Here is a 12,497-nt window from a genome sequence, read left to right as displayed (position 1 = left end):
TGCACACCATTCTTTTTTCGGTGTGCACTTTGTAATACACTGACCGCGAACACATAAAGAAGACACATCCAAAAAAACAAAGGTTAACAATGAAAGGGATTTTACTCTCACTACTACTAGTTGTGAGCGCAGCATCTTTTGCGTCTCAGCAACTCCCCCTAGAATACTTCATAAAGCACGGCGACTATCTAGATTTGAAACTGTCTCCTAACGGCAAATATATTGCTGCTCGCGTGCGCTATGACAGTCGCGTGTTTTTAGCTGTGCTAAATGCAGCTGACATGCAAATTGTGGGCGGTATAAAGCCTGAAAACAAAGACATTATTCACACGGTAAACTGGGTGAACAACGAACGTCTTGTGTTTGAATATGCTGAAAAGCAAAGCAATTTTGATAGCCCAGTACCAACGGGCGAGCTTTTTGCTATGAACGTAGATGGCTCGAAAAGAGAGATGCTTTACGGCTTTCGCGCAAGCGATGCCAAAGCAGGTTCCCGTTTATCCAATAAAGACAATACCCTTGCAAGCCAAGAAATACTCAGCTACCTAGAAGACGATGAAGACCATATCCTCATTGCTGAGTATCCGTGGACGAAAGAGGGCTCGCTGTACTATGACTCACGCGACAGAGCTCCTATTATCAGCCGCTTAAACATATACAGCGGTAAAAAGCGTAAACTGGATGTTTTACCTCACGGTCACAGCCGCGCTTTAGCAACTAAGAAAGGTCAGGTTAACTTTATGACTTGGCGTGACGAGAACGGGTACGGGCACGCTGCTTATCGCCCTAACAACGACGCTGAGTGGAAGCCGTTAAACGAAGCGTTTGAAATGAGAGGCGGCCTTTATCCAATAGGTCTGAGCGAAGACAACAAGTCTATATACCTTTCAGGTCGATTTGGTGAAGAGGGTATCCACACCCTGTGGACACTGAACCTCGAGACCGGAGAATATGCTCGTGTATTTGCTGACCACGCCACTGATATTGAAGATTTTATTCTAGATAGTAACGGTATGCCTGCTGTTGGTATCACTTACCCAGGTAAATCTGAGTTTGTTTATGCGTCTGGTAGCGCCAAGATTGCAAAAATCCACAAAATGTTAGTGCAGGCGTTTGCAGGGCAAACTGTGGATATTGCTAGTGCGACAAAAGACTGGAAGACGCTGCTTGTGCATGTTTCTAGTGATATAAACCCAGGTGAATACTATCTTTTCGATAGCGAAACCATGGGGGCCAACTTTATCTGGGCGAACAGTTCGTGGATAGACCCGCGTTTTCTTGCGGCTATGCAGCCTGTGGCGATTCCAACAGAAGATGGTGAAACTGTTCACGGTTACCTGACCCTGCCTACAGTTAAAAAAGGTGATGAAAAACCACCGCTTGTTGTGGTTATTCACGGCGGACCTCATCAATCAGGCACTCGAGACTTTTGGCGTTACGATGCTGAAACTCAGCTCATTGCTAATAGAGGTTATGCAGTACTGCGTGTCAACTTCAGAGGCAGCGATGGCTACGGTAAGCGCTTTGAACGCTTAGGTTACCGAGAGTGGGGCGGCGCAATGATTAAAGATATCAATGACTCAGTGAAATGGGTTATTGAGCAAGGTTATGTTGATGGCGATAACGTGTGTGCGTATGGAGCAAGCTATGGCGGATACGCAGCACTCATGTCAGTAGTTCGTGAACCAGATTTGTACAAATGTACTATCGGCTATGTTGGTGTGTATGACCTGAACTACATGTACTCAGAGAGTGACATTCCGACAAACTGGGGTGGTGAAGCCTACCTAAAACGCGTGCTTGGAACTGACCAGCAGGAGCTTTCTGAATATTCACCTATTAATCACGCAAAGGAAATTAAGGCGAAAGTGATGCTCGTTCATGGCTCTAAAGACCGACGAGTGCCTGAAATTAACTCAGAAGCACTAGCAAAAAAGTTGGAAGAGGCAGGAAATGCTCCAGAGTACCTTCAGTATTCTCAGGCAGGGCACGGCGTATTTGATGAGGGTGATCGTCAGGAGCTGTACCAAGGGTTATTAGATTTTCTTGATGAGAATCTCCGCTAGTCTACACCCACACTAGAGAGAAGGGCGCTCAATGTCGCAACATGCAAAGCCATGCAGTAGCGACAGAAAGCGCCTTTTTTATAGCACTTTACTGCCAATGTGCTGCAAACGTATTTAGCCAGCCATGCGCGAGGCTGGGTTTGTACACTAAGACACTCTCTTCTTCATTTGTTTGCTCCCATCCCTCAATTGCAATACTTTCAAAGCCATGGCTGACAGCTACAAAATCCGGAACATAGGCCAGTGCTAGCCCTTCGTTGACCAATGAAAGTAGCACACTGAAATCGTCGCAGCGATATTCAATTCGTCGCTGAATTTTGTCGTCACGCCACCCATCAGAGCCAACGCCACGACGTATCCCGCAAAACGGCGACACGCTTGGGCATGCAAACCCGTATGTTTGTAATGCTTCTCTTGGCACAGTCTCGCTGGGAAACTCATTGAAAATTGAGTGAGAGGCACTTGCAACAAGTTGATATCCCGTTGTACCCAAGCTGATATGGTTTAAATCATTTTTCTGGTCGTTATCATTAAGTCCAGCCTTGGTCACTAACGCTATATGGGCATGCCCAGCTGTGAGCCTTTGTAACGCCTGTCCTTCCCAACAAGCTTCTATCGTGAACTCGTAAGGTTGACCTAAGACGGTCTTTGCAATATCGCTGAGATGATGTTGAAGTAAAATAGAGGGGCCACACAGCCTCACTGTGGTGGTTTGGTTTTGACCATTAAATTCACTAATCACTTGTTCTGCTTCGTTGACTAAGTGCAGTGCATATTGACGAAACTTTAATCCACGCTGATTCAGCACGATACTGCGCCCTATTCGATCAAATAAAGGTGTGCCGAGTTTAGTTTCTAGGCGCTTGACGACTTTTGACAGTGCACCTGCGGTAACATGAAGCTCACGAGATGCACTTTGCAAGTTACTTTCTTTGGCAACAACAAGAAACTTTTTTAGATCGTCTATATCCATATTTGATTCCGGTTGGGAAATGATTGTTTAAATTTTATCGCTAATTGGTTGATAGAAACAATGCCATACTTAGGTCGTCGAAGTCGATGCAGGTTGCTAATCAAAAGCTCAAAGCGTGGTTTGGCTTTTATCTAAACGTTAGCGTGACTGCACTTATTTTTAGAAGTGGATAAAAATGCGGTTCTTAATACTAGCTACAGTTTTTTCGTTTTTTCAATTTGCAACCGTGGTGTTGGTTCAAGCCGCCCCACAAGAGCATCATGTGCATCAGAGAATGGGATCGCACGGTATGGTGTTGTTTACTGACGGGCAAGATTTATATGCCAGCCATCTACCACTTTACCGTGCACCTCATGACTATCAAATTGTGTATGAAGTAACGAGCAGTCTTAAAGCGGAAATAGTGACATTTCTCATTGAAAAAGAAAGTGCCACGCTAAATGATGGTCGCGCTAAATTGACTTTACTCCCCATGCCTTTTGACTTGAATCGTCTTGTAGAAGGCGAAGCGTTTGCTATTAATGCAACGGTGTTTAAGGGGCATTTTGAACGCGAGGGTGAAGTATGGAAAGAAAACACTGAATTTCATTTTGTGAAGCAGGTTTACAAGCGGCAAGTCGCGCTGTCCGTGGCGAGTACGAAAAAGGACTTCCCATCACGAGCTAAAGCAGAGTCAAATTGGGAAAGGTTCGCACTGTCTGGTAGCGACAAGGCGCTGTACATATACCGAATCCAAAACAGGCCTTCTTTCGATGCTATTGTTTTAGGAGAAAAATGCCCTGAATTACCGCGTCTTCCTTCAATCGCTAGTCGAACGCCGAGCGTAAAGCAGCTGCGTAGTGCCTTTGAACAGTGCTATGAAAGTCGCACGATATACTTTGAAACAGCCGATTTTGCCTTGTAATCCTCTACGTCGTGAGTTGACGTTAAAGGTGTCTTGCGTAGTTTGCTAAAAGAGGTAGGTTAGCGCTGCCTATGGACTGTGCTTTCGCCCCTATTTCACCTGCACTAACGTGTATCTCAGACACACCTCTGTCATCCAGTTTATTAAGCTGTGATTGCGTTTCACTCACAAGTTGCAGCTTAACAGCCTCTGGCATCGCACCATCAATAATGACTCCTTCCAAATCCAGCAAGCTCATAGCGCTATGCGATGCATAGGCAAGGCCTCGAGCGGCAGTTTTAAGCCACGTTGTTAGTACATCTTCATTTACCTGCCACCGCTCTGTGTTTTCAAAAAGCTGTTTTCCTTTCTCCCCATTTTTGTTAAGTGCACTTTCAAGTAAGTATAAGGAAGATTGAGTAATCAATTGACGCGAGTCGTCTGTGTCGTGCAGTAACATAGACCCAATGGCGCCAGCATTTCCACCTTTCCCACTTATTAAACGGCCGTTGAGTACTATCCCCCCGCCTACAAACGCACCTACAAATATGTAGAGAAAGTGCTGCCAGTGAAGGGAATTGCCAAACGAGAGTTCTGCGCTACAGGCTGCTGTCGCGTCGTTTCTTAAAAATACAGGGAGTGACAAAAGGTCACCAAGGCGCTGTTGAATATCGAATTGCTTCCACTGTTGTAGCTCTTCGTCAGGTGCTCGGGCTTCCTCGGCCCATTCCCAAAGGGAAAAAGGCATAGCAACACCCATTCCCAATACCCGCTTTACTGAACCATCAGGCGAGTCGCCAATTAGTTTACGATGGGCACGTTGAGCGAAGGCTAACAATGAACCAACTGATGGGTAGTGCACGGTTTCATGAATGGAATTTACAATTTGCCCAGTAAAATCAATTAACGTCATATCATAACTACGACGACCTATCTTCAAACCTACGCCGAATGCGCCACTTTCATTAAGTGCAAAGGGTATTTTAGGTTGCCCAACGGCACCTTTCTCAGCGGGAAGCCGTTTTACCAGATTGTCAGCCTCCAGTTTTTTAATAATTACCGTTGCAGATTGGGCTGACAGGCCAGTCATTTTTGAGATGGTCGCTTTAGGGAGTGCACCGTGTTGACGTATAAGCGAGAGTACCTCGCGTTCGTTTGAAGAACGATTATCTAACAGTTCAGGTGCACGTTTGTCAGTTAAGTCTATAGGTGTATTCACTATTAATATGCACCAGAGTGTTGGCAAAAGATATGCAAAGAAAGTTACGCTAAGGTTATCACAGAATAATCGTTACTTGGTGGTGTAAGCATGAGTATAAAATAATTAAATCAATTAGGTTGATTTAGCTGGGGTGATGATTAATACTACAGCGAAAGTCTGCTAAGCCTGTGGCCGTTAGAAGTGCAGAAACGTTCGAATCGTCCCGAGTAGTGAATTATGAAAAGTGTCGAGGTGGGTATGAAAATTTTATGTTTAGGTGAAGTGCTAATTGATATGTTAAGCCAGGGTGCTGCGCCAAAAGACAATAGCACACCTGCCATGCTTCCCTTTCAACCTTACGCGGGTGGTGCGCCTGCCAATGTCGCCGTGGCGGTCGCAAAGCTAGGCGGGCAAAGTGCAATGGTGTCTAAAGTGGGCAACGACACCTTCGGCGACTTTCTCAAAACAATGCTAGCGCATTACCAAGTGAATACCGATTTTGTGTGGACTACTGACGCGGGCAAAACGGCATTAGCATTCGTTAATTTAGACGACGATGGCGAGCGTTCATTTGATTTTTACGTCGATAATGCGGCGCACAAGCACATTTCAGAAGATGATCTGTCGTTAATTCCATGCGACGACAACAGCGTTTTGCATTTTTGCTCGGGTTCTATTTCTACCCCAGAGCTGCTGCCAAGTACCCAATACATGTTAGATAAAGCCAAACAGAATAATATGTTGGTGTGTTTGGATATTAACTATCGCTCCGCATTTTGGGACGACACTACAAAGGCACCTGCGCGTATTGATGAAGCGGCCAAAAAGGCGACCATTATCAAAGCAAGCCGAGAAGAGCTTGCTGCACTTTATGGCGAAGACAACGCAGAGATCAAAGTTCAGCAGTGGTTAAAAAGTGGCGTAAAGCTGGTTCTGGTTACCGATGGTGGCGAGCCCATTCACTATTACTCTGCCACATTTAAAGGCACGCTTGCATCGCCAAAAGCTGATGTAAAAGACACAACGGCAGCAGGTGATTCCTTCATTGGCGGTTTCTTGTATTACATCACCACTTGTGTTGGCAACACGGTTGAGTTTGACCAATGGGTTGAACGCGCAGAACAGGTTAATGAGGCCACTGCGTTTGCTATTCGCTGCGGTGCCTACACGGTTACCCAGTTTGGGGCCTTCAGTGCACTTCCCACGCACGACGATATTGCCTAGCGACAAATTCAATGTGTGCATAGAGTAAAAAGGCCACAGTTTTAACCGTTAACTTTCAATCAAGCTTTTTACCGTATCCAGTGTGTCTGCCTCGTTTGTAGGTTTATCCCAGCGAATGCGGTGGATACGCGGAAAGCGAAGGGCCACGCCCGATTTATGTCGGTTAGACGGATGCACAGCATCAAAGGCGACTTCTAGCACCAAGGCTTTTTCCACTTCCCTTACCGGGCCAAAACGGCCAACAGCATGTCGCCTTACCCAGTTGTCTAACTTTTTTAGCTCTTCGTCGGTAAACCCTGAATAGGCTTTGCCTATGGGCAATAGCTGTTCGCCTTCCCATGCGCCAAAGGTGTAGTCTGAGTAAAAACTGGAACGCTTACCGTGGCCGCGTTGGGCGTACATCATGACGGCATCTACCTGCAATGGGTCGCGCTTCCATTTAAACCACTGCCCTTTAGGCCGCCCCGGCACATACACACTGTCTAAGCGTTTAATCATTAACCCTTCGACAGCACGGTTTTCACAAACACTGCTGTGAAGTGCTCTTAAATCCTGTGGTGAATCTGCATGTAGTACATCAGACAAAAACAACTGCGGATGAGGGTTGGCGCCTAGATAGTTGGCGAGTTTTTCTCTGCGGGCCTTCAAAGGCATTTGTGTTATCGATTTACCTTCAAGCATAAGTGCGTCATACACAATAAGGCCTGCGGGTGACGATTGCATTAGCGCTTTACTGGGTTTCTTTTTGTTAAGTCGCTGCTGAAGTGCGTTGAAGGTATCAACATCAGGAAGTGCATTGTCTGTAGCTTGGTTGTGGATCACCAGCAACTCACCGTCTAGCACCATGTGACCTGACATATCACAGAGTAAATCTGGAAATGAATGGCTAATGTCATCGCCCGTGCGTGAATATAGTGCTTTTTCTGGTTCTGTTTTCTGTGTATTTAGGCTTAACTGCACTCGAATACCGTCGTATTTGTTTTCAATTTGCCAGGTATTTGGCGCAAAGGTATCGATATCTTTTTCTTCAATGGGGTGTGACAACATGACGGGGTGAAAGGTCACCACATCGTCAATGTTTGGCTTACTCGCCTTTCCTTCAAGCCATTGCAGCAGTTCGTTATAGGGCGGCGAGACCGCATGCCATAAGGTCTCAATATCCTTAATGTCTTTATTGCCGTAGTCAGCAAGAATGTGCTTGATGGAGCGTGCTGACACGCCAATGCGGAGCCCCCGCGTCCCAAGCTTTAGTAACGCCCAGCGCTGCGAGGGAGTCATCATCGTCAGGTAGTCAGCCAAGGTCTCTGAAACGCGTTGCTTGCTGATACTGGCAAAGGTCTCAACAATGCTTCCTAGTGAAGGCAGCGGGGAAACTGGCTCATTGTCAGGCCAAAGGTGCGCCACAGTCTCACTCACTTCACCAACGTAATCATAACTCATGGCAAATAGGGCAGGGTCGGTACGCTCGGTTATCAGTTTCTTAACTGTGTTGCGTTTGAAAAAATCAAATCGCAGAGTCCCCGCCATGGCTGCAATAGCCCATCCTCTGTCGGGGTCGGGTGTATTGGCTATGTAGTCAGCAATAAGCTGCGCTTTGGCTTTCATGCCTGCGGTGTAGTAAAGCTGCTCAAGTAAGTGACTGAAAGCTTCCATTAATCACCTCCTTGCTCAGCTTCATCATACCCAACAAGTGACAATGCACGCGCTTTGTAGCCCATCTTTTGGGCTTGATACATCAGCGCATCTTCTCTTCCATGGGTTACCCATACTTCTTTGGGGTTAACCTCTTTAATGGTTTGAAGTAGTTCAGGCCAATCGCAATGATCGGAAATAATAAGTGGAAGCTCGGCATTGCGCTGTTTAGCGCGAGCGCGAATTTGCATCCAACCTGAGGCCATCACCGTGCGAACATTGGGTAAACTTCGAGACCAGCGGTCTGCCAGTGCTGATGGCGGTGCTATCACTATTTCGCCTGCCAGCGTAGCTTTGTCTGCAACGTCTGACACGGGAATTAAATTACCCAAGTCAATATCGAATTGGCGATAGAGTTCGCAAAGCTTTACCTGTGCACCATGCAGATAAATGGGCTTTTGATATCCTGCTCGGCGCAGCGCAATTATGAGGCGCTGGCACTTACCTAGCGCGTAAGCTCCCACCAAATGGCATCGCTGTGGAAATACTCGTAATGAATGCAGCAGTTTGTCGATTTCATTTTCTATGGGCGGGTGCGTAAAAACGGGTAAACCAAAGGTTGCCTCGGTGATAAGTACATCACATGGAACGACTTGAAACGGCGGGCAGGTGGGGTCAGGCCGACGTTTGTAATCGCCTGATACCACAACGCGGTAGCCAGCATATTCAATCAGTAACTGGCAAGAGCCCAAAATGTGACCTGCAGGATAGTACGTGACTGAAACATCATTAAAATAAAGCGGCTCGGCTAGGGTAACGGCATGTTGCTCACTAGCCATGTCCTCGCCATAGCGGCTACGCATAATAGCTAGCGTCTCTGTGCTGGCGTAGACGCTATGGTGCCCTGCACGTGCATGGTCTGCATGACCATGAGTGATAAGTGCTGTGGCGACCTCTTTCATAGGGTCGATATAAAAGTCACCTGGTTCGCAATAAAGGCCAATGTCGTCTGTTTTTAGCCATGTTTCAGGATGCACGCTGTTTAAATACCTATTTTGAACACAAACCTACCGATATATACGTAAAATCAGTAAGAAGGCGCAATCTCTTGTCACTTTTCATACAACTAAACCGTTCAGTGCAGCCTGCGTATAACGAAAGAAAACCACAACGAGCAAGAAATGACATCACTGCCTTCAGTATTTACTGACTGGTTCAAGCAAAAAGGCTGGCAGCTTCGCGACTATCAAAAGCGCATGTTGGTAGATAAGGATCAACACAAAAGCACACTACTGATTGCGCCAACGGGCGCAGGCAAAACCCTGTCGGGGTTTCTTCCAAGCTTGGTGGAGCTTTATGAACACACTAAACAGGCAGAATTTAAAGGGTTGCATACGCTCTATATTTCCCCGCTTAAGGCCCTGACCCAAGATATTCATCGCAACCTTTTGCAACCTATTGAGGAGATGGCGCTAAGTATTACCGCAGAGACGCGCACTGGCGATACCCCATCGCATAAGCGCCAGCGCCAGAGAAAAAAGCCGCCTCATATCCTGTTAACCACGCCTGAGTCGCTCATGCTGATGCTTAGCTATGCTGACGCCGATAAGCTGTTCGGTAAATTGCAGCGTGTAATTATTGATGAAACCCACAGCTTAATGGCCAATAAGCGAGGGGACTTCTTATCGCTTGCGTTAGCGCGGCTTAACGTGCTGTCACCACAGCTTAAACGTATAGGCTTGTCAGCTACGGTAGCCTTTCCTGAAACCTTGGGGGCGTGGTTGGCTGGAACTGACAGCCAGTCACACATTGTTAAAGTAAAAGTAGGCGAAAAGCCTAATGTGGAGATGCTCCACTCGAAAGCGCGTATGCCTTTTGGTGGCTTTATGGCGCGCTACGCCATTGATGATATCTATCACGCCATTGAAAACGCCCAAACTACCCTTGTTTTTGTGAACACCCGTGCGCAGTCAGAACTTCTGTTTCAAATGTTATGGGAGGCAAACAAAGCGGCGCTCCCGATAGCCTTGTATCACGGTAGTTTGAGTAAAGAGCAGCGTCGTAAAACGGAAGCTATGATGGCAAGCGGGCTATTGCGCGCTGTAGTGTGTACGTCTGCCCTTGAACTGGGCATCGATTGGGGGGACGTGGACAAGGTTATCCAAGTGGGGGCACCAAAAGGTGTCAGCCGTTTACTGCAGCGTATTGGGCGCGCCAATCACCGTTTGGACGAACCCAGTGAAGCACTGCTAGTGCTTACCAATAGGTTTGAAGCGTTGGAATGTCAGGCGGCCATTGCGGCGATTGAAAAAGGAGAGCTAGATGGCGAATCGCCGCAACCGGGCGCACTCGATATTGTTCCTCAGTTTATTTTAAATTGTTTGTGCAGCAACCCTGATACACCAGATACTCTTTATGCGCAGATACTTTCGGCAACGCAGTATCAGGGGTTAGACAGGGATGATTTCGATAAGCTATGGCAGTTTACCCAAGACGGCGGTAGTGCCCTAAATGCCTATGAGCGTTACCAGCGCCTGAGTCAAAACGAAGACGGCACCTATTCACCTACCAATCGCCGTGTTATTCAGCGCCATCGGCAAAACATCGGTACCATCGTCGAAGCCGGACGGCTTAAGGTGAAGCGTATCCGTCGGGGTAACCAAGGCAAAATTATTGGCGAAGTAGAAGAGTATTTTGCACAGCAGCTAACGCCTGGCGATACCTTCTATTTCGCTTGAGAGGTGCTCAAATTTGAGGCCATTCGCGATATGCAGCTTCACGCAAAACCCGCTAAAGCTAAAGAGCCTAAAATTCCCAGTTATGCGGGTGGGCAAATGCCCCTATCGACGTATTTAGCGGACGGTGTACGCGCCATTTTGGCAACGCCGACAGCGTGGAAGGCTCTACCAGGGCAGGTGCAAGAGTGGCTAAACCTTCAAGCTGCCTTTTCTGAGCTACCTCAAACTGGCAATGTATTGGTTGAACAGTTCCCTTTTAGACAAGCTTACTACACCCTTTACTATACATTTGACGGTAGAAAGGCCAATCAGACACTTGGCATGCTGCTAACGCGGCGCATGGAAAAAATGGGCATTAAACCGTTAAGTTTCAGTGTGACAGATTACGGGCTCTCGATAGCGTCAGTAAATACACTCTCTAAGGGGCAGCTTCAGCAGCTGTTTCAACCTGATATCTTGGGTGATGAGTTAGAAGACTGGATGCTGCAAGCGCCTATGCTCAAGCGCTCGTTTCGACAAGTGGCGGTGGTAAGTGGCTTGACCGAGCAGCGTTATCACGCTAGTCAAAAGACCATGAAGCAGGTCACGTTTTCTACCGATTTAATATACGATACGCTGCGCGAACACGACGCAGACCATATACTGTTAAAGGTTGCGCGGGCGGATGCCGAGCGCGAGTTATTAGACTTAACGCGCTTGGCTAACCTACTTATTCGCTATGTGGATAGTGCGGTGCTTGTGAACTTAGAAAAACCGTCGCCCATGGCGATCCCCATTGTGCTTGATGTGCGCAGTGAACAAGTGAAAGGCGCAGGGGCACAAGCCATTATCGAGCAAGCTAATTTGTATGCCGAAGCAGAAAGTATGCTTGATGAAGTGCGCGCGCTGCTTTCCACTGCCGAGCGTGAGTAAATAGCGAGTTGACGTTAATTAATGAAGTAGAAGGGTTATTTTGGCTATCAGTGACACATGGCTGACACAGCAGTTAAGTCAGCGGCAGCTCAGCATTACAAAATTTGCTGATTATCTGTGGATCCTCGATGCCCGTGGCGTTGCCTATTTACCAGCCTGTGATTGGCTAATAGTGTCTGATTTACACTTGGAGAAAGGCAGCTACCTAAGTAGCTATGCAAACCCGTTACCTAATCTAGATTCAAGGGCCACGTTACTGCGATTAGACAAGATAATACGCGACTACAACCCTCGTCGAGTCATTAGCTTAGGCGATAGCTTTCATGACAAACACAGTATGTCACGCATGATAGAAGAAGACCGGATTTACCTGTGTGATTTGGTAAGTCGCGTAGAAGAATGGTTTTGGGTGGAAGGAAATCACGACCCCGATTTACCCGATGGCATACCCGGAACGCCTTGTTTTGAAGTGCTGCTGGGTGATGCTGTGTTTCGTCATGAGCCTCAGCAAGCAGATGTTAAAGCACAAATAATAGGGCACTTTCACCCTAAGACTCGCACCGCTATTTCACGGCGTCGTTTCACCGGTAAATGTTTCACCCATAACGACGGGCTATTTATTATGCCTGCGTTTGGGCAGTTTACAGGAGGGCTTGATATTGATGAAGACGTTATGCTGTCGCTTTTACCTAAAAAAGCGCGGCACACTTTTATGATGTATGACGACATTCTTTTTAAGGTGTAGCGTTTAAAGGTGCTGAACTTTAAGGTGAAGCTATCTTGAGTATTCTTTCAAACAGTCAACCAAGCATAAAAAAAGCGGCACAACCCTTTTGGTTTATGCCGCTTTTTCTTTAGCTGTTACTTT

8 protein-coding genes and 1 pseudogene are annotated in these 12,497 nt (G+C 47.0%); 5 read left to right on the top strand and 4 right to left on the bottom strand.

Going from position 1 to position 12,497, the window contains the following annotated elements; translation table 11 throughout:
* The first annotated feature begins 89 nt into the window (after positions 1 to 89).
* Positions 90 to 2,066, top strand: coding sequence for an alpha/beta hydrolase family protein (locus V6N89_RS19590; protein WP_338519070.1), 1,977 nt, complete (start codon positions 90 to 92; stop codon positions 2,064 to 2,066).
* Between the two features lie 88 nt (positions 2,067 to 2,154).
* Here V6N89_RS19590 and V6N89_RS19585 read toward each other — a convergent pair whose 3' ends face one another.
* Complete coding sequence (locus tag V6N89_RS19585; RefSeq protein ID WP_338519069.1) at positions 2,155 to 3,039, bottom strand: LysR family transcriptional regulator; 885 nt, start codon at positions 3,037 to 3,039, stop codon at positions 2,155 to 2,157.
* 175 nt (positions 3,040 to 3,214) lie between these two features.
* Between V6N89_RS19585 and V6N89_RS19580 the strand changes: the two genes are divergently transcribed.
* On the top strand, positions 3,215 to 3,943 hold the full coding sequence (locus V6N89_RS19580; protein WP_338519068.1) for a hypothetical protein: 729 nt from the start codon (positions 3,215 to 3,217) through the stop codon (positions 3,941 to 3,943).
* Positions 3,944 to 3,965: 22 nt separating this feature from the next.
* Here V6N89_RS19580 and V6N89_RS19575 read toward each other — a convergent pair whose 3' ends face one another.
* Entirely contained in the window at positions 3,966 to 5,141 is a 1,176-nt protein-coding gene (locus tag V6N89_RS19575; protein ID WP_338519067.1) for an ROK family transcriptional regulator, read from the bottom strand.
* 219 nt (positions 5,142 to 5,360) lie between these two features.
* Between V6N89_RS19575 and V6N89_RS19570 the strand changes: the two genes are divergently transcribed.
* Entirely contained in the window at positions 5,361 to 6,347 is a 987-nt protein-coding gene (locus V6N89_RS19570) for a carbohydrate kinase family protein (protein WP_338519066.1), read from the top strand.
* Between the two features lie 48 nt (positions 6,348 to 6,395).
* Here V6N89_RS19570 and V6N89_RS19565 read toward each other — a convergent pair whose 3' ends face one another.
* Both V6N89_RS19565 and V6N89_RS19560 read right to left on the bottom strand, forming a co-directional pair.
* On the bottom strand, positions 6,396 to 8,000 hold the full coding sequence (locus V6N89_RS19565) for a cisplatin damage response ATP-dependent DNA ligase (RefSeq protein ID WP_346993132.1): 1,605 nt from the start codon (positions 7,998 to 8,000) through the stop codon (positions 6,396 to 6,398).
* Entirely contained in the window at positions 8,000 to 9,016 is a 1,017-nt protein-coding gene (locus tag V6N89_RS19560; RefSeq protein ID WP_338519065.1) for a ligase-associated DNA damage response exonuclease, read from the bottom strand. The genes V6N89_RS19565 and V6N89_RS19560 overlap by 1 nt, the downstream gene beginning before the upstream one ends.
* Positions 9,017 to 9,160: 144 nt before the next feature.
* Here V6N89_RS19560 and V6N89_RS19555 point away from each other — a divergent pair.
* Both V6N89_RS19555 and pdeM read left to right on the top strand, forming a co-directional pair.
* Positions 9,161 to 11,629: pseudogene (locus tag V6N89_RS19555) on the top strand (ligase-associated DNA damage response DEXH box helicase).
* Positions 11,630 to 11,669: 40 nt separating this feature from the next.
* Entirely contained in the window at positions 11,670 to 12,374 is a 705-nt protein-coding gene (gene pdeM, locus V6N89_RS19550) for a ligase-associated DNA damage response endonuclease PdeM (RefSeq protein WP_338519064.1), read from the top strand.
* The last annotated feature ends 123 nt before the right edge of the window (positions 12,375 to 12,497 follow it).

It is taken from the genome of Alteromonas gracilis (assembly GCF_036870955.2).
Taxonomy (GTDB): Bacteria; Pseudomonadota; Gammaproteobacteria; order Enterobacterales; family Alteromonadaceae; genus Alteromonas; species Alteromonas gracilis_A.
Note: the sequence above shows the minus strand (reverse complement) of the source record. Positions and strands in the feature narration are given on the sequence as shown.